The sequence below is a fragment of the Facklamia sp. P12945 genome, assembly GCF_050409485.1.
In the GTDB taxonomy this organism is placed as follows: domain Bacteria; phylum Bacillota; class Bacilli; order Lactobacillales; family Aerococcaceae; genus Facklamia.
The window spans coordinates 58,589-81,434 of sequence record NZ_JBNUPJ010000002.1; the positions used below are offsets into that span (position 1 = coordinate 58,589).

30 protein-coding genes are annotated in these 22,846 nt (G+C 37.6%); 3 read left to right on the forward strand and 27 right to left on the reverse strand.

Going from position 1 to position 22,846, the window contains the following annotated elements; genetic code table 11:
* Nucleotides 1–47: 47 nt before the first annotated feature.
* The 18 genes from rplF to nox all read right to left on the reverse strand — a co-directional run bounded on the left by rplF (nucleotide 48) and on the right by nox (nucleotide 9,264).
* Entirely contained in the window at nucleotides 48–584 is a 537-nt protein-coding gene (gene rplF, locus ACQV2X_RS00995; RefSeq protein ID WP_428875090.1) for a 50S ribosomal protein L6, read from the reverse strand.
* A gap of 31 nt (nucleotides 585–615) precedes the next feature.
* Nucleotides 616–1,014 (reverse strand): 30S ribosomal protein S8, encoded by a 399-nt coding sequence (gene rpsH, locus ACQV2X_RS01000; protein WP_428873254.1) that lies wholly within the window; start codon nucleotides 1,012–1,014, stop codon nucleotides 616–618.
* 34 nt (nucleotides 1,015–1,048) lie between these two features.
* Entirely contained in the window at nucleotides 1,049–1,234 is a 186-nt protein-coding gene (locus ACQV2X_RS01005) for a type Z 30S ribosomal protein S14 (RefSeq protein ID WP_428873252.1), read from the reverse strand.
* 14 nt (nucleotides 1,235–1,248) lie between these two features.
* A complete protein-coding gene (gene rplE / locus ACQV2X_RS01010; protein ID WP_428873250.1) occupies nucleotides 1,249–1,791 on the reverse strand; it encodes a 50S ribosomal protein L5 in 543 nt (180 codons plus the stop codon).
* Nucleotides 1,792–1,811: 20 nt separating this feature from the next.
* Nucleotides 1,812–2,117 (reverse strand): 50S ribosomal protein L24, encoded by a 306-nt coding sequence (gene rplX / locus ACQV2X_RS01015; RefSeq protein WP_428873248.1) that lies wholly within the window; start codon nucleotides 2,115–2,117, stop codon nucleotides 1,812–1,814.
* Nucleotides 2,118–2,143: 26 nt separating this feature from the next.
* Nucleotides 2,144–2,512: a 50S ribosomal protein L14 gene (gene rplN / locus ACQV2X_RS01020; RefSeq protein WP_090289509.1), complete on the reverse strand. Its 369-nt coding sequence runs from the start codon at nucleotides 2,510–2,512 to the stop codon at nucleotides 2,144–2,146.
* Between the two features lie 31 nt (nucleotides 2,513–2,543).
* Nucleotides 2,544–2,807 carry a 30S ribosomal protein S17 gene (rpsQ, locus tag ACQV2X_RS01025; protein WP_428873246.1) on the reverse strand — a complete coding sequence of 88 codons (264 nt, stop codon included), beginning with the start codon at nucleotides 2,805–2,807 and terminating at the stop codon, nucleotides 2,544–2,546.
* A gap of 25 nt (nucleotides 2,808–2,832) precedes the next feature.
* Nucleotides 2,833–3,027 (reverse strand): 50S ribosomal protein L29, encoded by a 195-nt coding sequence (gene rpmC / locus ACQV2X_RS01030; protein WP_090289511.1) that lies wholly within the window; start codon nucleotides 3,025–3,027, stop codon nucleotides 2,833–2,835.
* On the reverse strand, nucleotides 3,017–3,451 hold the full coding sequence (rplP, locus tag ACQV2X_RS01035; protein WP_258436790.1) for a 50S ribosomal protein L16: 435 nt from the start codon (nucleotides 3,449–3,451) through the stop codon (nucleotides 3,017–3,019). Before rplP ends, rpmC begins: the two co-directional genes overlap by 11 nt.
* A gap of 2 nt (nucleotides 3,452–3,453) precedes the next feature.
* Nucleotides 3,454–4,110, reverse strand: coding sequence for a 30S ribosomal protein S3 (gene rpsC, locus ACQV2X_RS01040; RefSeq protein ID WP_428875089.1), 657 nt, complete (start codon nucleotides 4,108–4,110; stop codon nucleotides 3,454–3,456).
* 3 nt (nucleotides 4,111–4,113) lie between these two features.
* A complete protein-coding gene (rplV, locus tag ACQV2X_RS01045; protein WP_428873243.1) occupies nucleotides 4,114–4,470 on the reverse strand; it encodes a 50S ribosomal protein L22 in 357 nt (118 codons plus the stop codon).
* Between the two features lie 18 nt (nucleotides 4,471–4,488).
* Nucleotides 4,489–4,770: a 30S ribosomal protein S19 gene (rpsS, locus tag ACQV2X_RS01050; RefSeq protein ID WP_090289515.1), complete on the reverse strand. Its 282-nt coding sequence runs from the start codon at nucleotides 4,768–4,770 to the stop codon at nucleotides 4,489–4,491.
* A 31-nt stretch (nucleotides 4,771–4,801) separates the two neighbouring features.
* Nucleotides 4,802–5,632 (reverse strand): 50S ribosomal protein L2, encoded by an 831-nt coding sequence (gene rplB, locus ACQV2X_RS01055; protein ID WP_428873242.1) that lies wholly within the window; start codon nucleotides 5,630–5,632, stop codon nucleotides 4,802–4,804.
* Nucleotides 5,633–5,665: 33 nt separating this feature from the next.
* A complete protein-coding gene (locus tag ACQV2X_RS01060) occupies nucleotides 5,666–5,962 on the reverse strand; it encodes a 50S ribosomal protein L23 (RefSeq protein ID WP_090289517.1) in 297 nt (98 codons plus the stop codon).
* Nucleotides 5,962–6,585 (reverse strand): 50S ribosomal protein L4, encoded by a 624-nt coding sequence (rplD, locus tag ACQV2X_RS01065; protein ID WP_428875087.1) that lies wholly within the window; start codon nucleotides 6,583–6,585, stop codon nucleotides 5,962–5,964. Before rplD ends, ACQV2X_RS01060 begins: the two co-directional genes overlap by 1 nt.
* Nucleotides 6,586–6,610: 25 nt before the next feature.
* A complete protein-coding gene (rplC, locus tag ACQV2X_RS01070; RefSeq protein ID WP_428873239.1) occupies nucleotides 6,611–7,246 on the reverse strand; it encodes a 50S ribosomal protein L3 in 636 nt (211 codons plus the stop codon).
* A 25-nt stretch (nucleotides 7,247–7,271) separates the two neighbouring features.
* A complete protein-coding gene (gene rpsJ, locus ACQV2X_RS01075) occupies nucleotides 7,272–7,580 on the reverse strand; it encodes a 30S ribosomal protein S10 (RefSeq protein ID WP_428873238.1) in 309 nt (102 codons plus the stop codon).
* A 340-nt stretch (nucleotides 7,581–7,920) separates the two neighbouring features.
* The gene (gene nox / locus ACQV2X_RS01080; protein ID WP_428894176.1) at nucleotides 7,921–9,264 is read right to left on the reverse strand and encodes a H2O-forming NADH oxidase; all 1,344 of its coding nucleotides are present in this window, start codon (nucleotides 9,262–9,264) and stop codon (nucleotides 7,921–7,923) included.
* Between the two features lie 262 nt (nucleotides 9,265–9,526).
* Here nox and ppdK point away from each other — a divergent pair, with 262 nt between their 5' ends.
* Genes ppdK through ACQV2X_RS01095 form a run of 3 tightly spaced genes read left to right on the forward strand, consistent with a single transcriptional unit; the run spans nucleotide 9,527 to nucleotide 13,605 of the window.
* Complete coding sequence (gene ppdK, locus ACQV2X_RS01085) at nucleotides 9,527–12,145, forward strand: pyruvate, phosphate dikinase (RefSeq protein ID WP_428894177.1); 2,619 nt, start codon at nucleotides 9,527–9,529, stop codon at nucleotides 12,143–12,145.
* Nucleotides 12,146–12,167: 22 nt separating this feature from the next.
* Nucleotides 12,168–12,782, forward strand: a complete 615-nt coding sequence (locus tag ACQV2X_RS01090) for a helix-turn-helix transcriptional regulator (protein ID WP_258436781.1) — start codon at nucleotides 12,168–12,170, stop codon at nucleotides 12,780–12,782.
* A 1-nt stretch (nucleotide 12,783) separates the two neighbouring features.
* Nucleotides 12,784–13,605 (forward strand): pyruvate, water dikinase regulatory protein, encoded by an 822-nt coding sequence (locus tag ACQV2X_RS01095; RefSeq protein WP_428875347.1) that lies wholly within the window; start codon nucleotides 12,784–12,786, stop codon nucleotides 13,603–13,605.
* Between the two features lie 70 nt (nucleotides 13,606–13,675).
* On the opposite strand, the gene ACQV2X_RS01100 is transcribed toward ACQV2X_RS01095, so the two are convergent.
* The 9 genes from ACQV2X_RS01100 to ACQV2X_RS01140 all read right to left on the reverse strand — a co-directional run bounded on the left by ACQV2X_RS01100 (nucleotide 13,676) and on the right by ACQV2X_RS01140 (nucleotide 22,834).
* Nucleotides 13,676–14,890 carry a mechanosensitive ion channel gene (locus ACQV2X_RS01100; RefSeq protein ID WP_428875349.1) on the reverse strand — a complete coding sequence of 405 codons (1,215 nt, stop codon included), beginning with the start codon at nucleotides 14,888–14,890 and terminating at the stop codon, nucleotides 13,676–13,678.
* Between the two features lie 122 nt (nucleotides 14,891–15,012).
* On the reverse strand, nucleotides 15,013–16,200 hold the full coding sequence (tuf, locus tag ACQV2X_RS01105; protein WP_428873231.1) for an elongation factor Tu: 1,188 nt from the start codon (nucleotides 16,198–16,200) through the stop codon (nucleotides 15,013–15,015).
* Between the two features lie 141 nt (nucleotides 16,201–16,341).
* A complete protein-coding gene (gene fusA / locus ACQV2X_RS01110) occupies nucleotides 16,342–18,432 on the reverse strand; it encodes an elongation factor G (RefSeq protein ID WP_428873229.1) in 2,091 nt (696 codons plus the stop codon).
* 79 nt (nucleotides 18,433–18,511) lie between these two features.
* Nucleotides 18,512–18,982 carry a 30S ribosomal protein S7 gene (gene rpsG / locus ACQV2X_RS01115; protein ID WP_090289529.1) on the reverse strand — a complete coding sequence of 157 codons (471 nt, stop codon included), beginning with the start codon at nucleotides 18,980–18,982 and terminating at the stop codon, nucleotides 18,512–18,514.
* 38 nt (nucleotides 18,983–19,020) lie between these two features.
* On the reverse strand, nucleotides 19,021–19,434 hold the full coding sequence (gene rpsL / locus ACQV2X_RS01120; RefSeq protein WP_258436774.1) for a 30S ribosomal protein S12: 414 nt from the start codon (nucleotides 19,432–19,434) through the stop codon (nucleotides 19,021–19,023).
* Nucleotides 19,435–19,825: 391 nt separating this feature from the next.
* Entirely contained in the window at nucleotides 19,826–20,206 is a 381-nt protein-coding gene (locus ACQV2X_RS01125) for a hypothetical protein (protein ID WP_428894178.1), read from the reverse strand.
* 356 nt (nucleotides 20,207–20,562) lie between these two features.
* A complete protein-coding gene (locus tag ACQV2X_RS01130; RefSeq protein ID WP_428894179.1) occupies nucleotides 20,563–21,654 on the reverse strand; it encodes a hypothetical protein in 1,092 nt (363 codons plus the stop codon).
* 199 nt (nucleotides 21,655–21,853) lie between these two features.
* Nucleotides 21,854–22,147 (reverse strand): GNAT family N-acetyltransferase, encoded by a 294-nt coding sequence (locus ACQV2X_RS01135; RefSeq protein WP_428873224.1) that lies wholly within the window; start codon nucleotides 22,145–22,147, stop codon nucleotides 21,854–21,856.
* A gap of 111 nt (nucleotides 22,148–22,258) precedes the next feature.
* Nucleotides 22,259–22,834: a TMEM175 family protein gene (locus tag ACQV2X_RS01140; RefSeq protein ID WP_428873222.1), complete on the reverse strand. Its 576-nt coding sequence runs from the start codon at nucleotides 22,832–22,834 to the stop codon at nucleotides 22,259–22,261.
* Nucleotides 22,835–22,846: the final 12 nt, after the last annotated feature.

Sequence of the window (22,846 nt, forward strand, 5' to 3'; positions counted from 1 at the left end):
GTCACCTCTTTAATTTAATTTTGAATTTAATTTGATAAATAATTCGATTATTTACCAGTTTTACCTTCTTTGCGAATAACATATTCATCAACATAACGAATTCCTTTGCCTTTATATGGTTCAGGTGGTCGAATGCCACGAATATTAGCTGCTAATTCGCCAACTTTTTCTTTATTATAACCGTTAACAATGATTTGTGTGTTTGAAGGAACTTCAAATGATACACCTTCTGAAGCTTCAAACTCAACCGGGTGTGAAAGACCTACGTTTAGAACTAACTTAGTACCTTGTAATTGAGCACGATATCCAACACCAATTAATTGAAGTTCTTTTTTAAAGCCTTCAGAAACACCAACAACCATATTATTAATTAAAGAACGGGTTGTTCCATGTAATGAGCGATTTACTTTTGAATCGTTTGGACGGCTAAATGTAATCTCTGATTCATTAATTTCAATCTTGATGTTTGGACTAACTTCTCTAGTTAATTCACCTTTTGGTCCTTTGACAGTCACTGTATGACCATCCATTGAAACGGTTACGCCAGCTGGAATTGTTACGGGATTATTTCCTATACGACTCACAGGGGCTGCACCTCCTTTAATTTTATAAGTTTTACCAAATATAAGCTAACACTTCGCCACCAATACCTTGTTGACGAGCTTCTTTATCTGTTATCACACCATTTGATGTTGAGATAATTGCAATCCCTAAACCATTTAGTACTTTAGGAATATCTTCTGACTTAGCATAAATACGTAATCCTGGTTTAGAAATACGCTTGATACCAGTAATAACCTTTTCATCATTACGGCCATACTTCAAGAAGATAGTGATTTCATTTTGTTTGTTATCTTCAGTGATTTCAAAGTTTTTGATGAAACCTTCTCTTTTTAAGATTTCAGCAATCGCAACTTTAGCATTTGAAGAAGGTGCAGATACTATTTTATGTCCTACACTGTTTGCATTACGAATTCTTGTTAGAAAATCTGCAATTGGATCTGTCATTGCCATGTGGATTTACCTCCTTTGATTAATTATATATTTCTTACCAGCTTGCTTTTTTAACGCCTGGAATTTGTCCTTTATAAGCAAGTTCGCGGAAGCAAATACGGCAAAGCTTGAACTTACGGTACACAGAGTGCGGACGACCACAACGTTCGCAGCGAGAATACTCTTGAACCTTGAACTTTGGTTTGCGTTGGTTTTTAATTCTCATTGATGTTTTAGCCAAAGATAATGCCTCCTTTATTTCTTGAATGGCATGCCTAATTCTTTTAGAAGGGCATGTGATTCTTCATCAGTGTTTGCAGTAGTTACAACAACAATGTCCATTCCACGTACTTTATCTACATTATCGTAACTAATTTCCGGGAAGATTAATTGTTCTTTAACACCTAGTGTGTAGTTACCACGACCGTCGAATGCACGGCTTGAAATCCCTTGGAAGTCTCTTACTCGTGGTAGTGCGACCGAGATTAATTTATCTAAGAAATCATACATTCTTTCGCCACGTAAAGTTACTTTTGCACCAATTGGCATGCCTTCACGTAAACGGAAACCAGCGATTGATTTCTTAGCTTTAGTAATGATTGGTTTTTGCCCAGAAAGTAAAGTTAATTCATCCACTGCTTTTTCTAAGTTTTTAGCATTTCCAGTTGCGTCACCCACACCCATGTTGACTACGATTTTCTCAACTTTTGGGACTTGCATAATTGAAGAATAATTAAATTGCTCTACCAATTTTGGGGCAACTTCATTAAGATATTTTTCTTTTAAACGATTTGTCATTTAAAGTTCCTCCCTTCTAATTAATTGATAGTTTTATCTGATTTTTTAGCAAAACGAACTTTTTTGCCATCTTCAAAGCGGTAACCTACACGACTTGCTTCGCCAGTTTCTGGATCCACTAATTGAACATTTGATACATGAATCGCTGCTGGGAATTCTTCAATTCCACCAGTTTGTGTTTGACTTGGCTTACGATGTTTCTTCGCAATGTTAATTCCTTCTACAACAACTCTATCTTCACTTGGAATACTTTTAATAACCGTACCTTGTTTCCCTTTATCTTTACCAGAAATCACAAGGACTTTATCTCCTGTTTTAATACGCATGAACTGTTTCCTCCTTTTTCTTAAAATTACAGAACTTCTGGAGCTAATGAAACAATCTTCATGAAGTTGTTATCACGCAATTCACGTGCAACTGGTCCAAAGATACGTGTCCCACGTGGGCTCTTATCGTCTCGAATAATTACACATGCATTTTCGTCAAACTTAATATAAGAACCATCCTTACGGCGAGCTCCTGATTTAGTTCGAACGATTACCGCTTTAACAACATCACCTTTTTTGACAACTCCACCTGGCGTTGCGTGTTTAACCGTTGCAACGATGACGTCGCCTATATTAGCTGTTTTGCGCCCTGATCCGCCTAACACTTTAATTGTCAACACTTCACGAGCTCCTGAATTATCAGCAACTTTTAATCGACTTTCCTGTTGAATCATTTCGTTATCCTCCTTCCGATTTTCGCAATTATTAGATAATTACTGCTTCTTCGACAATTTCTAATAAACGGAAGCGTTTCGTAGCAGATAATGGACGAGTTTCCATGATACGTACGATGTCGCCTTCTTTAGCTTGATTTAACTCATCATGAGCTTTATATTTCTTAGAATATTTTACACGTTTACCGTATTTAGGATGAATTTTACGTGTGTCTACTTGCACAGTAATGGTTTTGTCCATTTTATCTGACACTACACGTCCTTGGTAAACTTTACGTTGGTTACGTTCAGTCATTTAATATGTGCCTCCTTTGTCGTTTTTACTTAGACAATTCTTGCTCACGCAAGACTGTTTTTATGCGAGCAATAGATTTACGTACTTGACGTAAACGGGCAGTGTTTTCTAATTGTCCTGTTGCTAATTGGAATCGAAGGTTAAACAATTCTTGCTTAAATTCTTTTTCTTTTTCAACCATTTCAGCAGTGGATAATTCTCTTATTTCATTAATTTTCATTCGATTCACCACCATATTCTTCACGTTTTACAAATTTTGTCTTGATTGGCAATTTATGGGAAGCTAAACGGAAGGCTTCTCTAGCGATCTCTTCGCTCACACCGTCAATTTCAAATAGAACTTTTCCACGTTTTGTAGGTGCTACCCATCCTTCGGGTGCCCCTTTACCTTTACCCATACGAACACCAATAGCTTTACTTGTATATGATTTATGAGGGAAGATCTTAATCCATACTTTCCCACCACGTTTCATATAACGTGTCATAGCGATACGGGCAGCTTCGATTTGACGGTTGGTAATCCAACCTGTTTCTGTAGCTCTTAGACCGTATGATCCAAAGTCAACTTGCTTTCCACCTTTTGCTTCTCCGCGCATTTTACCACGGAATTCACGACGGTGTTTTACACGTTTAGGTACTAACATGATTAATTTCCTCCTCTCTGAGAGTTATTTTTAGTTGGTAAGATTTCACCACGACAAATCCATACTTTCACTCCAAGTTTTCCATATTGAGTGTCTGCTTCTTCCCAAGCATAATCAATATCAGAACGTAGCGTATGTAATGGAACTGTTCCTTCAGTATAGTGCTCAGTTCTTGCCATATCCGCACCATTTAAACGGCCAGAAACCATCGTTTTGACTCCTTTAGCACCAGCTCTCATCACACGTTGGATGGCTTGCTTTTGAGCCCGACGAAATGCCACACGGTTTTCTAATTGTTGAGCGATATCTTCTGCAACTAATTTAGCATCTAATGCTGGTTCTTTAATTTCAACAATGTTTAATTGAACTTGTTTGCCGGTTAATTTATTTAGTTCAGCACGTAATACGTCGACTTCTGATCCACCTTTACCAATTACCATACCTGGCTTAGCTGTGTTAACAGAAACTACAACGCGGTTTGCTGCACGTTCAATTTGAATAACGGATACAGAGGCATCAGCTAATTTCTTGTAGAGATACTCACGAATCTTGATATCTTCGTGTAAATAGTCTGCATATTGCTTGTCTGCGTACCATTTAGTATCCCAATCGCGGATGATGCCAACTCGCATTCCAATCGGATGTACTTTTTGACCCATTAATTAAGCCTCCTCTTTTTCTGATACCACAATTGTAATGTGGCTTGTACGTTTTAAGATCGGTGAAGCTGACCCTTTAGCACGAGGACGGAAACGTTTCATGGTTGGTCCTTCGTTAACGTATGCTTCACTTACATACAACGTTTCTAAATCTAAGTCATAATTATGTTCAGCATTTGCAATAGCTGACATTAATACTTTTTCTATAATTGGTGAACCAGCTTTTGGAGTGAACTTCAAAATAGCCATTGCTTCTCCAACTTGCTTGCCCCTGATAAGATCCATTACTAAGCGAGCTTTACGAGGAGCAATTCGAACTGTTTTTGCCATTGCCTTAGCAGATGTAATTTGTTCAGACATCTTATATACCTCCTCTTATTAGCGTTTCTTAGTTTTCTTATCTTGGTCAACGTGGCCTCTATATGTACGTGTAGGAACGAACTCTCCTAACTTATGACCGACCATATCTTCTTGGATAAATACAGGCACGTGCTTACGGCCATCATATACAGCAATTGTCATCCCAATAAAATTAGGGAAAATTGTTGAACGACGAGACCATGTCTTAATCACTTGTTTTTTTTGGGCATCTTGTTGAGCCTCTACCTTTTTCATTAAATGTTCATCTATAAAAGGTCCTTTTTTCAAACTACGAGTCACAATGTAGCCTCCCTTCAGAATTTATTGGTTATTATTTCTTACGTCCACGAATAATTAATTTGCTAGATTTCTTCTTAGCGTTACGAGTTTTAACACCCATAGCTTTTTTACCCCATGGTGTCATTGGTGATGGACGACCGATTGGAGTACGACCTTCACCACCACCGTGTGGGTGATCGTTAGGGTTCATTACAGATCCACGAACAGTTGGACGTTTTGATAACCAACGAGAACGTCCTGCTTTACCAATATTAATCAATTCGTGTTGTTCGTTACCAACTGTTCCGATCGTTGCACGGCAAGTTGATAAGATCATGCGAACTTCACCTGAGTTCAGACGAACTAGAGTGTATTTGCCTTCTTGTCCTAAAACTTGAGCACTTGTACCAGCTGAACGAATTAATTGTCCACCTTTTCCTGGTTTTAATTCCACGTTGTGAATAACTGTACCAACCGGAATATTAGATAGTGCTAAAGCGTTTCCTATTTGGATATCCGCATTGTCACCAGACTCAATTTTTTGGCCTACTTTAAGGCCTTTAGGTGCTAGAATATATGTTTTAACACCGTCTTCATAATGCACTAGAGCAATGTTAGCAGTACGATTTGGATCGTATTCAATTGTTTTAATTGTTCCGACTACTCCATCTTTATTACGTTTAAAATCAATCACACGGTAAGCACGTTTATTTCCACCACCGTGGTGACGTACGGTTATTTTTCCTTGACCATTACGACCTGCACGTTGTTTTTTTGACTCTAACAAGCTTTTTTCAGGTGTTTTTGTAGTGATCTCTGAAAAATCATATCCAGTCATGTTACGACGTCCATTAGTCGTCGCTTTATAATGTTTAATTGCCACTGCGTTACCCTCCTATTTTAATATTTTCCAGAATTACTCAGCGTCTTCGCCAAACAATTCGATCCGGTTTGAATCTTCTGTTAAGGTAACCACTGCTTTTTTGTACTTACGAGTGAAACCTTGATAACGTCCCATTCTCTTTGCTTTTCCATCTACATTAATAGTATTAACTTTCGCTACTTTAACACCTTCAAACATTGCTTCAACAGCTTGCTTGATGTGAGTCTTATTAGCACGACGGTCAACTTCGAAAGTATATTTATTATCATCAATGGCTAGCATTGATTGTTCGGTAATTACTGGACGTAATAAAACTTCTGATAATTGCATTATGCTAAAGCCTCCTCTACTGTTGAAAGCGCAGCTCTTGTAATTAAGATACGATCCGCATTAATTACATCTAAAACATTCACATTCAAATCATCAATCACTTTTACATTTGGAATGTTACGTGCAGATAAGTACGCTGTTTCATTTGCACCTTCTAAGATTAATAATGTTTTGCTATCAATATTTAAGTTGTTTAATACCGCTTTGAATTCTTTTGATTTTGGTGCGTCAAAGACTAATTCATCAACAACTGTTAACTTCTCATCCATAACTTTTTGAGATAGTACAGAGTTTAAGGCTAAACGACGCATTTTCTTAGGTAATTTGTAACTGTATGAACGAGGTGTTGGTCCAAAGACAATTCCACCGCCTACCCACTGTGGTGATCTAGTAGAACCTTGACGCGCACGTCCAGTTCCTTTTTGTCTCCACGGTTTACGTCCTCCACCGCTAACGGCTGAGCGATTTTTAACCGCGTGAGTCCCTTGACGTAGTGAAGCTCTTTGCATTACGACTGCTTCGAAAACTACCGCTTCATTAGGTTCAATTCCGAAGATTGCTTCGTTTAATTCAACTTCTCCTGCTTGTGTTCCATCTTGTTTAAATAATGTAACTTTTGGCATTTGCTCGTTCCTCCCCTCTTAGATATTATTTAACTGTTTTAATTGCTTGTTTAATTTCAACGAGTGACTTCTTAGCACCTGGAACGTTTCCTTTAATAAGAATCACATTGTTTTCGCTATCTATTGATACGATTTCCAAGTTTTGAATAGTGATACGTTCGCCACCAGTTTGTCCAGGTAATTTTTTACCTTTAAACACTTTAGAAGCGTCTGACGCCATACCCATTGATCCAGGACGACGGTGGTAACGAGAACCGTGAGCCATAGGTCCACGAGATTGTCCGTGGCGCTTAATAGCTCCTTGGAAACCTTTACCTTTGGATGTACCCGTCACATCGACGATGTCACCAACTGCGAATGTTTCAACTGTGATTTCTTGCCCTACTTCATATTCTCCTAGCTCAACATCACGAAATTCGCGAACGAAGCGCTTAGGAGTAGCATTAGCTTTTGCTACATGACCCTTATGTGGTTTGTTAGTCAATACTTCACGTAAATCTTGGTATCCTACTTGAACTGCTTCATAGCCATCTGTTTCAACTGTTTTAACTTGTAAAACAACGTTTGCAGGAGCTTGGATAACAGTAACAGGAATTAATTCACCATTTTCAGTAAAGTATTGAGTCATTCCGACTTTAGTTCCTAAGATTCCTTTGGTCATGAGTACACCTCCATTATTTTATTTTTTATAATTTGATTTCTACGTCCACACCGCTTGGTAAGTCTAACTTCATTAAAGCGTCTACTGTTTTAGCAGTAGGGTTAACGATGTCGATCAAACGTTTGTGTGTACGCATTTCGAACTGCTCACGAGAATCTTTATACTTGTGTGTTGCACGAATAACTGTATAAACAGAACGGTCTGTTGGTAAAGGGATTGGACCCGATGTCTTAGCCCCTGTTCTTTGAGCAGATTCAACTATTTTCGCTGCAGAAACATCAAGAGCACGGTGCTCATAAGCTTTTAAGCGAATACGAATTTTTTGATTTGCCATTTTTATTTCCTCCTTCGTCAATATAAAATATGTGACTTGCTCCACAAGAATTTCTAACAAACCAGCCCTTGGCAACTTGTCCTGGCGTGTCACAACCTCTCGTTTCACTGCATATCTCCCTCTTCTCGAGGGATTGTGCCCATTTCGGGGCAGAACCCTCCAATTGACACAACCGATATTATACCGAAGATAGATTGCTAATGCAAGCGATAATCAAAGCTTTCTTGAGTATTTATAAAAAAAGATAGCTTTTATGTTTTTTTAGCTGCAGGAAAACTAATATCAATTTTCCTAGAAAAACATAATTGCTACCTTATTATATAGAGGATTTTAAATTATCTTACTTTAATTGTTTTTTAGCTTTTAAAGCAGCCACAGTAATGTAATTATACGGTTGGTTAAAGTGAGGTAGGAAGAAGGTATCTAATAAGGCTAACTTATCAATCGTAACTTCTTCTTGAATAGCTAGTGAAAACATATGGATTAATAAAGATACATCGTAATCTGAAGCTAGCTGAGCCCCTACTATCCGACGACTTGTCTTTTCATAGACAATTCTTATTTTGACTTGATGATTTTCAGGCATAAATCCGGGAAATTGTGTATCTTCATGTTCTACATAGTCTACATCAACACCTGCTAGTTCAGCTGCCTTTAACGTCAAACCAGTTGAGACTAATTTTAAGTTGAAAATATTAATTCCGTTTGATCCCTGTACACCAGCTCCTTCCAACTCAGTACCTGCAAGGTTATGAGCTGCAACAATACCTGATCGAACCGCATTAGAAGCTAAGGCAATGTATGTTGTATCCTGAATGGCATTGGAGTAATTGCTGGCACAGTCTCCAATCGCATAGACATCATCATCTGATGTTTTAAAATGGCGGTCTACAAGATATGCTCCACCTTCAAATAAGTCGAGATGGTCTTTACCTAACTCGGTATTCGCTTGGAAGCCGATTGAATTAATTACCACATCTGCTTCATAAGTGCCCTTATCTGTTCTCACAGCCTTAACTTTACCGTTTTCACCGATATATTCTTGAACTAATTCACCAAAATGTGTTGATATGCCATTACGCTCTAAGTTTTGGTCCATCATCTTAGCGAATTCAGGATCATAGTAACTAGCTAGTGAAGTTTTTTCAGCATCAAAAATGCGAACGTTTTTTCTACGTCTCTTAGCAGCTTCAGCAATTTCGACACCGATATAACCTGCACCAATTACACAAACATTTTTTGCCCCTTTATCTGCTAAGGCTTTATCAACCGCTTGTCCTTCTTGGAATAATTTTAAGAAGTGTAATCCTTCCAAATCATAACCCGGAAATTTAGGAGTGATTGGCAATGATCCTGTAGCTAAGATTAATTTATCATAGCTTTCCTCAAGTTTTTCGCCATCTTTTTTCAGAGCGTATACCTTTTTATTCGAAAAATCGATGTTAGAAACCTCAGTTTCAGTATAAATTCGGGCTCCTTTTTTAGCGAAAGCCTCCTCGTTTGTATAGAAAAGACCCTTATAATCATCAATTTGACGACCTACCCATAAAGCTGTTCCGCAGCCAAGATAAGAAAGATTTGAATTACGTTCCAACATCACAATTTCGTGCTCTGGATAATTTTCTAACAAAGTATTTGCCGCTGCTATTCCAGCATGGTTTGTTCCAATGATGATCACTTTCATAAATATTTCTGCCTCCAAATTGTTTTTTTCACAAGCTAATTGTACGCCTATATTTTACCATTCTCTCGAAAATAAGTCAATTTTTACCCTTCTTTTTATCATGTGCTTTCATTAAACATTTTAGCGTTTAAATAAGCAACACTATTAAACTTACATAGCGTTAAAAACAATAATTTTTGTGGCTTATTTTAGATTGACAAGTAATAGTGTGCATTATATAATACGATAAGTTGCACTACTTAAATTTTTAGGAGGTTTGTTGATGAAACGTGTTTATGCATTTGGTGAAGGAAATGCCAAAATGAAGGATCTATTAGGCGGTAAAGGAGCCAACTTGGCTGAAATGACTAGTCTAGGCTTCCCTGTTCCCCAAGGATTTACTATTTCGACTCAAGCATGTTTGGAATACTTAGAGGAAGCTAAGGGGTTAAAAACTGAGCTTAAAGATGAAATTGCCGAAGCCGTGAGCCATCTTGAAGAAATCTCAGGCAAGACCTTTAATGATCCAGAAAAATTATTATTAGTTTCCGTTCGCTCTGGAGCAAAAATCTCTATGCCAGGTATGATGGATACTATATTAAACTTAGGGCTTAACGATGAAAATGTCTTAAAATTAGCTCAAATCACCAACAATGAACGTTTCGCATACGACTGTTATCGTCGTCTTCTACAAATGTATGGGAACGTCGTTTATGAAATCGATATGGCTAAGTTTGAAAAAATTCTTAAGCAAGTTAAATTAGACAATCATTTGCACTATGATTACGAATTGACAGCTGAACACCTTAAAGGAATTGTTAAAGATTATCAAGCTATCTATCAAGAAGAATTGAACCATCCATTCCCTCAAGATGTTTACCAACAGATTTACGCAGCGGTTGAAGCTGTCTTCAAATCTTGGAATAATCAACGGGCTATTGTTTACCGTCGCTTAAACAATATTCCAGATGACTTAGGTACTGCTGTTAACATCCAAGAAATGGTCTTTGGTAATAGTGGCGAAACTTCTGGTACAGGTGTTCTCTTCACACGTAATCCCGCAAACGGTAAGCACGAATTATACGGTGAGTACTTAACTAATGCACAAGGAGAAGACGTAGTTGCTGGTATACGTACCCCTGTTTCAATTAATCGTCTACGTGACCAATTCCCTAACATCTATCAACAAATCATAGAATTAACTGAGAAACTTGAAAAGCACTATTCGGATATGCAGGATATTGAGTTTACGATTGAGGATAAAAAATTGTATATTCTGCAAACAAGAAATGGCAAGCGGACTGCTCAAGCAGCTGTCAAAATTGCGGTGGACTTTGTAAATGAAGGCATCTTATCACCCGACCAAGCCCTTCTAACTATTAATCCAGAATCCCTCCATACATTGCTACACCCTGCCTTTGATCCGAATGCTCTAAATCAAGCTGAATTAGTTTCTAAGTTGGGCTTGCCAGCCAGTCCTGGTGCTGCAACTGGACAAATCGTTTTTGATGCAGTCACTGCAAAAGAGTGGGCAGATGCTGGCAAATCAGTTATTTTAGTGCGTCATGAAACTTCACCAGAAGATATTGTGGGTATGAACTCTGCTAATGGCATTGTAACCAGTCAAGGAGGAATGACTTCTCATGCAGCGGTTGTTGCTCGCGGAATGGGTAAATGTTGTGTAGCTGGTTGTAGTGAATTGGACATCAATGAAGATAAGAAGACTTTATCTTATCCTGGTGGTCAACTAAATGAAGGAGATATCATTTCTGTAGACGGTACGACAGGATGTCTTTACATCGGTGAAATCCCAACAGTTGCAGGCGGAGCAAATGAAGACTTAGATAAGGTCTTAGAATGGTCTCGTCAGCATGCTCAATTAGCTATTCGTATGAATGCCGAAACAGCTTCAGACATTGAAAACGGTTTACGTTTTGGAGCAGTTGGTATTGGACTAGTTAGAACTGAACATATGTTCTTCCAAGAAGACCGTCTAATAGCCATCCGCAAATTCTTACTTGCCAAAAACCCTGCTGATCGTCAAACATCTTTAGATGCTATCCGTAATTTCCAAACCGAAGATTTTTCACATATCTTTGAGTTAATGCAAGAAAAACCAGTGGTAGTACGTTTGTTAGATGCTCCTTTACATGAGTTTTTACCGCATGGTCAAAATGAAATCAAACAAGTTGCTAAACAACTTCAAATTGATGCTTCTGAATTGAGTGACCGGGTGCAATCTATGAAGGAAGTTAACCCTATGATGGGCCACCGTGGTTGTCGTATGGGAATGTCCTACCCTGACTTATATATCATGCAAGCAGAAGCAGTTATCCGATCAGCTATGAAAGTAGCAAAAGACGGTGTTAAAGTTAAACCAGAAATCATGATTCCTTTAGTGAGTAGTCAAGCTGAATTAATTCACTTGAAAGCAAAAATAAAAGAACACTTAGAAAATGTTCTAAAGCAAGAAAAGGTAAGTATGGAATTTACAGTTGGAGTAATGGTTGAAACACCTCGTGCATGCTTAATTGCCGATCAATTAGCAAATGACGCTGAATTCTTCTCGTTCGGAACCAATGACTTGACTCAACTAACCTTTGGCTACTCACGAGATGACGCTGGTAAATTCTTAAATCAATACCTTGACCAAGGCATTTTAAAAGATGATCCTTTCCAAACTATTGATACTTTTGCTGTTAAAGAACTTGTTGAGATAGCTGTAGAACGAGGACGATCCGTGAAAGAAAACTTGAAAATTGGTGTTTGTGGAGAACTAGGAGGAGACCCTCGTTCCATTGAACACTTCCACCAAATAGGGCTTTCATATGTATCTTGCTCACCTTACCGTGTACCAATTGCACAATTAGCCGCTGCACAAAGCGCTATTAAAAACGTATAATTAATTAACTAGGAGGGGAACTATGAAACTTTCACCCCGACAAGAAGAAATCATCTCAATCGTTAAAGAAAATGAACCAATCACCGGCGACGAAATTGCTAGTAAGCTTGGTTTAACAAAATCAACATTGCGTAGTGATTTCGCTGTCTTAACCATGACGGGCATCCTCGATGCTCGTCAAAAAGTAGGCTATATTTATTCTGGATTAACTGAAAAATCCTTATTATATGAAGCATTTTCAGAGTATCTTGTTAAAGATATTATGGTCCAGGCTATCACAGTTACACCTGATACTACAGTCCAAAACGCAATTACTCACTTATTTATGTATGATGCTGGTTCTATCTATGTAATTGATGAAGAAGACCACAAGCTAGCAGGTATCGTGTCGCGTAAGGATTTACTCCGCTCAGCGATTGGTCAGTTAATGGATACCCCCTTAACCATTATAATGACCAGAATGCCAAATATTATTGTCGCTCAACCCGATCAAACGGTGCTTGATGCGGCACGCCTAATATCTGAACACCAGATTGATTCACTGCCAATCGTAACCGCTGACTATGAAATACTTGGCAAAGTATCAAAAACTCATATCGTGAATCTTTTGGTTGAATTAAGCCAATCGGAGGAATAATATGTCAGTAACCAATTCTTACAAATTCTATGTCATTTCCGACTCTGTCGGTGAAACAGCCCTACGCGCTACCAACGCCGCTTTAGCCCAATTCCCAAAGTTAACCAACATCAGTTTAAAAAGATTTCCATTTATTAACACCCGGGATGAATTAAAACCCATACTTGAAGAGGCTGCTAAAGTGAATGCGATTTTAATCACTACTTTAGTTGATGAAGGTCTAGAAAATTACGCCAGTGAGTTCTCAAAGAAAAACGGATTAGATTATCATAATGTAATCCACCCCATTCTAGACCTTATTTCACAAAAAACAAATATGACAGCTACTGAAAAATCAGGAACCCTACATCGACTCGATGATCACTACTTCGATCGTATTCAAGCCATTGAATTTGCAGTGAAGTACGATGATGGTAAAAATCGTAAAGGATTCGAATTAGCTGACATTGTATTGCTAGGAGTTTCACGCTCTTCCAAAACACCTTTAAGTATGTACCTAGCTAATAAATCATATAAGGTAGCCAACTTACCAATTTTTCCAGAAGTTCACATTCCTGATGAAATCTATCAGGCTGATTCACGAAGAATATATGGTTTGATTGCCTCTCCTCTATATATCCAAAACATTCGTAAAAAACGAGTCGAAATGATGGGGTTAGGTGAAAAAGCTACTTACTCTTCACTTGAGAGAGTAAAGCAAGAATTGATGTTCGCAGATGATTTATATCATCAACTAGGTGCCACCGTGATTAATGTAGAGAATCAATCGATTGAAGAGTTATCTGAACAAATCATTGGTCACTATAATCGACTGATTCAATAAATCGTAATTACAATCACAAAAAAGCTCGCTCATTCAATTAAGAATAGCGAGCTTTTTGTTTTGATTAGTTTTAGAATCTTTGCTGTTCTTCTTCTTTTTCTTCGTGTTCAATGCTTTTTTCAATATTTTCTAGTTGACGTGCAGCAAAATCCTTACCACCTATTCCAACTGCAAGAGCGAAGGCAACAGCTACCGCACTAAGAATAATAATAAAGGCCGCGTTAACAATTGTTGGAGCAAACTTTAATTGGTTCAATGTCATGAAAATCGCCAATACAATAATAGCATAACGAACAAATTCTCCAAATACTTTACTACCAGAAACTTCTTTCAAAAAGCTTGCAAGAATATTACCACCAATTACTCCTACCGCTAAGATTAACGCTGCAGCTATTACATCAGGGATGTAGGCAATAATAGAAGTGCCTATCGCATTTAATACTTCTAAGTTAAGAACTGAAATAGCTTCGACAATAAAGAAAATAAGTAATAGTGATTTAGCCACTTGAGCAATCACGCTTGAAATTTGGATATGGCTTTCACCTTTAAAATTTAAATATTTTGAATATTGGTCGATACCAGATGTCTTTAATAGACTTTCTAATAAATCACCTAACAATTTTGCAATGAAGCCACCGACAAAAACAAGAATAACTGCCACAATTATATTTGGAATTGCTGACATTACAGAGTTTAATACACCGACAATCGGTGCTGAAATAGTCTGAATACCTAGTGTTTCAAGGGCCACTGTTAAAATCGGAATAAATATTAAGACATAAACAACGGTCGAAAACACTTCAGCTAGATGTGTATCATTGACTCTTTCTTTTTCTTCCTGCCCCGTCATCTTACTATACCACTTATCTAAATTGAAACCTTCTAGTAAGTTTTGCGTTAACTGTTTAACAAACTTACAGAATAAGTTGCCAATGAATATAATTAAAACGGCTGCAATAATGTTTGGAATGTAAGCAAAAAACTTCGCAAACATATTAGATATTGGATCAACAACCCCTGCCAATCCTAATCCATTTAAAATGAAAGGTACAAAGAAAAGTACAATAATAAAATATAATAAAGTGCCTATTGTTTCTAAGAAGGCATTAGATTCCTCATCGGTTCTAGCTAACCCCCATTTTTGTAATTTCAAGTCAAAGTCGATACTCTCCATAGCCTTAATCGCATATTTTCTCGCAAAATGCGCCAAAATCAATGCTGCTATTAATAAAAGTAATGAGCCTATTATTCCAGGAATAGAGCTAACAACACTGTTAAAATCCATCGTCATTCCCCTTTCTAAATTTTATTTACTTTTAGTATAGCATGATTAAGCTTGATACAACAAACATTAATCTAAAATAAAAAAGCCAAGTAAAATACTTGGCTTTTGTTCTTAATATTTAATTAAGCATTAATTTTAGTAACAGTACCTGCACCTACAGTACGTCCACCTTCACGAATTGAGAAACGAGTTCCGTCTTCGATAGCGATTGGGTGAATTAATTCTACTGTCATAGATACGTTGTCACCAGGCATAACCATTTCAGTTCCTTCTGGTAATTCTACAACACCTGTTACGTCAGTTGTACGGAAGTAGAATTGAGGACGATAGTTAGTAAAGAATGGTGTATGACGTCCACCCTCTTCTTTAGAAAGTACATATACTTCCGCTTCGAACTTAGTATGTGGAGTAATAGTTCCTGGAGCTGCTAATACCTGTCCACGCTCAATATCATCACGTGTAACTCCACGTAATAATGCACCAATGTTGTCCCCTGCTTCAGCATAGTCTAACATCTTACGGAACATTTCTACACCAGTTACTGTAGACTTCATAGTATCTTCAGCGATACCTACAATTTCAACTTCGTCACCTACACGAACTTGTCCACGTTCAACACGTCCTGTAGCAACTGTACCACGACCAGTAATAGAGAATACGTCTTCGACTGGCATCATGAATGGCTTGTCAGTGTCACGCTCTGGTTCTGGAATATATGCATCTACTTCTTCCATTAGCTCTAATACTTTAGCTTCATAAGCTTCGTCGCCTTCTAAAGCTTTAAGAGCAGAACCTGCGATTACTGGAATGTCATCTCCTGGATAGTCGTATTCTGATAACATGTCACGAACTTCCATTTCAACTAATTCTAATAATTCTTCATCGTCAACCATGTCTACTTTGTTTAAGAAGACTACGAAGTAAGGAACTCCTACTTGACGCGATAATAAGATGTGCTCACGAGTTTGTGGCATTGGGCCATCAGCTGCAGATACAACCAAGATCGCACCGTCCATTTGAGCAGCACCAGTGATCATGTTCTTAACGTAGTCCGCGTGTCCTGGAGCGTCAATATGTGCATAGTGACGGTTAGCAGTTTCATACTCGATATGAGAAGTGTTGATTGTGATTCCACGTTCTTTTTCTTCTGGAGCGTTATCGATTGAAGCATAGTCCTTAGCTTCACCGAATCCGTTTTTAGCTAATACAGTCGCGATTGCAGCTGATAAAGTTGTTTTTCCGTGGTCAACGTGTCCTAAAGTACCAATGTTAACATGCGGTTTCGTACGTTCGTATTTTTCTTTTGCCATTTGAGTAAATCCCCCTAATTTTAAAGTGTTTATAGATTATGTAATCTATCAAAATTATTATACCAAAGATATTGAAGTGAATTCAACGGATATTTCCCTTAACCTTGGTCTTTCTTCTTAATAAGCCTTTATTGCTTATGATTAATTTTCTGAAGATCCACCGTATTTTTTGATGATTTCTTCAGCGATTGATTTTGGAACATCTTCGTAGTGGTCGAATTGCATTGTAAATGTACCACGACCTTGAGTTGAAGAACGTAAAGTCGTTGCATAGCCAAACATTTCTGATAAAGGAATGAATGATTTAACAATTTGTGCGTTTCCACGTGTTGAAGTACCTTCAATACGTCCACGGCGAGAGTTCACGTGTCCCATAACATCTCCTAAATATTCTTCAGGAACTGTTACTTCAACAGCCATCATTGGTTCAAGGATTGAAGGTTGTGCTTTCTTAGCAGCAGCCTTAAGTGCCATTGAAGCCGCAACCTTATAAGCTGTTTCAGAAGAGTCAACATCGTGATAAGATCCATCGTAAAGCTTAGCTTTGATATCTACTAATGGGAATCCTGCTAGGACACCATTTTCCATCGCATCTTTCAATCCTGCTTCTACTGCTGGAATGTATTCACGAGGAACAACCCCACCAACAATCGCATTCTCAAACTCAAAGCCAGCGCCTTCTTCATTTGGTTCAAATTCGATCCAAACGTGACCATACTGACCTTTACCACCTGATTGACGAACGAATTTACCTTCAGCTTGTGTCGCGGCACGGAAGGTCTCACGGTAAGAAACTTGTGGTGCACCAACCGTAGCTGAAACTTTAAATTCACGTTTTAAGCGGTCAACGATGATATCTAAGTGTAATTCTCCCATTCCGGCAATAATTGTCTGACCAGTCTCATGGTCAGTTGAAGCACGGAAGGTTGGATCTTCTTCAGCTAACTTAGCTAAGGCTAAGCCCATCTTATCTTGGTCAGCTTTTGAATCAGGTTCAATCGCTACCTCAATAACTGGATCAGGGAATTCCATTGATTCAAGAATAACTAAGTTATCTGGGTCACATAAAGTATCTCCAGTTCCTGTATTCTTAAGACCAACAGCTGCAGCAATATCTCCCGAGAATACTTCAGCAATTTCCTCACGAGAGTTAGCGTGCATTTGTAAGATACGACCTACACGCTCACGCGAATCTTTAGTTGCGTTTTGAACATATGAACCAGATGCCAATGTTCCTGAGTAAACGCGGAAGAAAGTTAAACGACCAACGAATGGGTCTGTCATAACTTTGAAGGCTAAAGCTGCAAATGACTCACTGTCATCCGCATGGTGTTCAATTTCCTTTTCACTTCCTGGTTCGAAACCAATAATTGGTGGAACATCTAGTGGACTTGGTAAGTAATCAATAACACCATCTAGTAATAATTGAACCCCTTTGTTTTTGAAGGCTGTACCACAGAAGACTGGGTATAAGTCAACATTAACTGTTGCTTTACGGATAGCTTTTTTCAAAACATCTTCAGGAATTTCTTCCCCTTCAAGATAAGCCATCATAATTTCTTCATCAGTATCAGCTACTGCTTCAACTAAAGTTGTATAATATTCAGCAGCTTTTTCTTGATATTCTTCTGGGATATCTGTTTCTTCTATTTCTGTCCCCAAATCGTTATTATAAATATATGCTTTTTTATGAACAATATCGACGATTCCTTTGAATTCATCTTCAGATCCGATTGGAACTTGCATAGCTACTGCATTTGCGTCTAAGCGCTCATGAAGGGTTCTTAGTGAATATTCAAAGTCAGCTCCCATTTTGTCCATTTTATTAACAAATACAATACGAGGTACTCCATAGGTAGTAGCTTGACGCCAAACTGTTTCAGTTTGAGGTTCTACACCTGATTGAGCATCTAATAAGGCAACCGCTCCATCCAATACACGTAATGAACGTTCAACCTCAACCGTAAAATCCACGTGTCCTGGTGTATCGATGATATTTACACGGTGTTCTTTCCATTGAGCTGTTGTTGCAGCAGAAGTAATGGTAATACCACGTTCTTGCTCTTGCTCCATCCAGTCCATTTGAGCTCCACCATCGTGGGTCTCACCGATCTTATGGATCTTACCGGTATAATACAAGATACGTTCAGTAGTCGTTGTCTTACCAGCATCTATATGGGCCATAATTCCAATGTTACGAGTTTTCTCAAGAGAAAATGCTCTTTTTCCCATGTATATTTACCCCTCTTTCCTTTTTTGAATCATTATCTGTTAACAAAGAATCACTAAGTTAACAATACCATTATAAATCTTACCAGCGATAATGCGCAAAGGCTTTGTTAGCTTCTGCCATTTTATGCATATCTTCACGCTTACGTACAGAAGCACCTGTATTGTTTGCTGCATCCATAATTTCACGTGCTAGACGTTGTTCCATGGTTTTTTCACCACGTAAACGAGAATATGTCACTAACCAACGAATCGCTAAAGTATAACGACGCTCAGGTCTTACTTCAACTGGTACTTGATAGTTAGAACCCCCAACACGACGAGCTTTAACTTCTAATAATGGCATGATGTTTTCAATGGCTTGTTCGAAAACCTCCATTGGATCTTGGCCTGTTTGTTCACGGATTACATCAAATGCACTATATAAAATAGATGATGCTTTACCTCGCTTACCGTCAACCATTAAACGGTTGATTGTGCGAGTTACTACTTTAGAATTATAAATTGGATCTGGTAACACTTCACGTTTAGGAATATTCCCTTTACGAGTCATTTAAACTCCTCCTTTCGAAAAATCGGTGATTGTTATAATTATGATTTAGGTTTCTTAGTACCGTATTTAGAACGGCTTTGCTTACGGTCATTAACACCGGCAGTATCCAGCGCTCCACGAACGATATGGTAACGTACCCCTGGTAAGTCTTTCACACGTCCGCCACGGATTAGTACCACACTGTGCTCTTGCAAGTTATGGCCTTCACCTGGAATATAAGCTGTTACTTCCATAAGGTTAGATAAACGAACACGGGCATACTTACGTAAAGCAGAGTTCGGTTTCTTAGGAGTCATAGTCCCTACACGTGTACATACCCCACGTTTTTGCGGAGACATTGTTTTTGTGTTAGAACGTTTGAAGCTGTTGTAACCTACGTTTAATGCGGGTGAATTTGATTTACTTACTTTTGATTTACGAGGTTTATTAACCAATTGATTAATTGTTGGCATCAAAAGTCCTCCTTCCATTATTTTCTTAGTCCACACATCCAAGTGTGTCATTTATAAATATAAATTTTCCGCAGGCTTGAAATTTTCAAAACTGCGCTTCAGGGTGAATCTATAGCAGTCAGCACGACTGAGTTTCAGGTATCTGTCAATAAAAACACCTTTATTATCTTACCATGTAGTTTTTTCCTCGTCAATTAAATTTCGCATATATTTTAAAAACTTTTCTAGAGTTGTCAAACATATGTTACACAAGGTGCTTCTAAATGGGCATGCTTATGTCTTAGCGTCTAGCCCTCAAATTCTTTACTTTTGTCAAAGAGGAAAGCGGAGCGATCCTTGACAGAAATAAAGCCTAAAATAGGATACATGCTAGCAACTAATTCTTTAAATCCTAAAAACTTAGAGCAAACCTCGCTAAAGTAACTGCTACATAGTAGGTATAAAACTTGTCGGGTTGCTTACTAGATAGGCGACGCGCACAAGCGAAAGTAAACTGAGGGCGCAGGGCATCACCACTGATAACAACTGCTATGGAAAAACCCGTTATAAAACACATTGAAAAATAGTTTAAGCTAGACAAAATTATCGAAGGGAAAAGCTGATTGAGTTCTTGACTCATCACTTCAATCTTTTCAAAATCAAACCGATAGTTAAATAAAGTATCGATAAAAACTAGGATAATAAAATAATTAAGACCGGCGTAAAAAACCAATAATTTGTTGGATTTTTCAAACTCAAAGGATGCAATAATCAAAACTAATAGAACATACAAGGCGCTACCCCAAATGCTATTTAAATTAAATTGCTGCTGCAAACTAGCTCCGGACAATAGCACCCATTAAGGCATGCATGAGCCCTACCAAGAATAGGCCGAATAGGCCAACAGAACCAAACCTAATAAAACATTGCAGTAGCTCTTGGCCTGAAGTCAGTCTCGTCCCTGTTACTACTCCCACATAGGCAAAAGCTATCGTCAATGTCTTTCGATTCAAATAGAAACACTCCTCTATCTATTTAAACAATTAAAAAGCGATGCATAACTATGGAATCATGCATCGCTTTCATTCTATTACATGGCCCAAAATGTTTGGTAATCTTTTGCTATAAAGGGATAAATTCATCTCTTTTTTAGTACCTTAAAAGAGCAGAAAACTGTTGTTTAATCCCTTCAACTTTTTCCAAAACGAGAGAAATTTTAACCCCTTGATCCATGGCTTTGATCACCCAATGATTTAAAGCCTCTCCATCTAATAAGTTGTCTGTAAAGTATTGAATCACCCATTCTTCGATACGCCCTTCATGGATCAGCCCTTTAATCTCTTCAAAATCATGAATGACTTTCCCTTGATTACGAGCTTTTTCAATTTGATCAATCTTTTCTTTTGCGAATTCTTGCTGATTTTGACTAAGGGTCTCTTTTAAAAGTTTGGTTTTCGCTTTAGCATCCAGGGATTGGAAGGGTTTGTCGATTGTTGAATCATAATAAATAGCGCTCTTTTCATTAACTTTTTTGTAATGGCCTATGTTCTCAACTGTTCCTGCTAATAAAATTGGCCGGTGATAATGTTTAGCTACTTCTTGCATTTTTTTATGCAAGTAATTGAAATATTTTGCGCGATCTAGATCTTTTTCTTCTGGAGTAGCTCGGTGTCCATGATGCATACCAGGCTCTTGACGTCCGCCATAAGAGTGTACATTGAGTTGAGAGTCAGCGTCTAAATCATCATAAATCTCTGAAAAGTCTTTCACTTCAATCGCAGGGTCTAGAGTAAGGGCTTCGGCATTAAACTGGTTGGCATCAAAAAAGTCCACCGAATCTTTAGATATATCTGCAATGATTACTTCATGAAGTTCCTCATAATAAGCCAATAAAGGTAAAAGATAAAATTCATTTCCTAGATGAATCGAAGGTTTAAATTCATTACGTAAATAGGCAACTTCAACATCTTTAGGACTGATAAAAAGGGCTAGACCTTCTTTAGTTTGATCCCAAAAATTTTTATCGTTTCGAATTCTTTCAATTTCTTTTAAAATCTTATTTGCTTCATCTTTATCAACTTCTTCCAGCTTAGATTTAACTTGCTGAATTAGATTTTTAAATTGAATCAGGTCTTCTTGCCTATTTAAACCTCCACGATTAGTAGGCATATAAAGGGAAAGGCGCATCAAATCTTTTTGACTTTGTAACTCTCTTAAATTTGCAATAAAACTGTAACTCATCTTGATCCTTCCTTTCTATATTTTGTAAATAAAATCAATACTTAGGTCGTAAGCACTGTATTTTCCAACTTACTATTAAAATATTTGAAATAGACCTACTAATTAAAAGGTTATCACGGAAGCGCTTCATTGTCTAATTAAAGACCTTAAAAAAACCAAAAGTAGATGAAACTACTTTTGGTTATATGATTAGCAACTGTTAAGCTGGGTGTTTACGAGCATCTATATGCCTATATTTTTCTGCTTCCTCATCAAATTTTCTAATGACATATGGACAACTGGGATATATTTTTTTACCTTGCTGTTGCATATCTGCTACTAACTCATCTAAAAGCTTACCAGCAATTCCTTGACCTCTAAGACTATCTGAAGTAAAGGTATGGTTAGCCACCACTAACTTTTCATCATCAGTATCTCGATAAGTTATCTCGGCAATCATCTCGTTTTCTTCATTACGTAAAACAATGGCATGATCTTCTCTTAAAAATTCCATTACTAGCCCTCCTTAATTGTGTTAATTCTATAATAACCTATTAATCGCAAAAATTAAAAAAATATGATTTGCCATATCAATATTTAAAAATTCGTAGAAATAAATGAAAGACTATTTATAAAAGGTGCTTTCTAGTCGCTTATCTGGAATAATCCATAATAAAGCTATCGCCACATATATTAGATAAGAAATTAGAGGCTGATAAAAAGCAAAAATCAAAGCAAGAATATAAAAAACAATCGAACCTTTCCCTTTGAAATCCTTGCCAATCTTTTTAGCTAAATCTGAATCCTTGCCATTCACCCGAATAATTTCTGTTTGTAAAATATTATAAGAAACAGCACACATTAGTAAGATGAATCCATAAAAAAAGGCTGGTAGTTTAACAGAAGGGTTTAAGCCCATCCATTCCGTGAAAGTTGGTATCAAAGACATAAAAAAGAGCCAAAATAAGTTACGCCATAAAATTTTACCATTGACTGTTTTTAAAACGGCTAATAAGTGATGATGATTGGCCCAGTATATCCCCACATATGCATAACTTAGTATATAGGCTAATAGAGTCGGATATATTTCTTTCAATCCAGCTAGGTCTAAACTAGCTGGGGGTTGTAATTTTAAAACCATGATAGTAATAACAATTGCTAAAACTCCATCGCTAAACGCTTCTGCTCTACTTGTATTCATAGTATTCTCCTT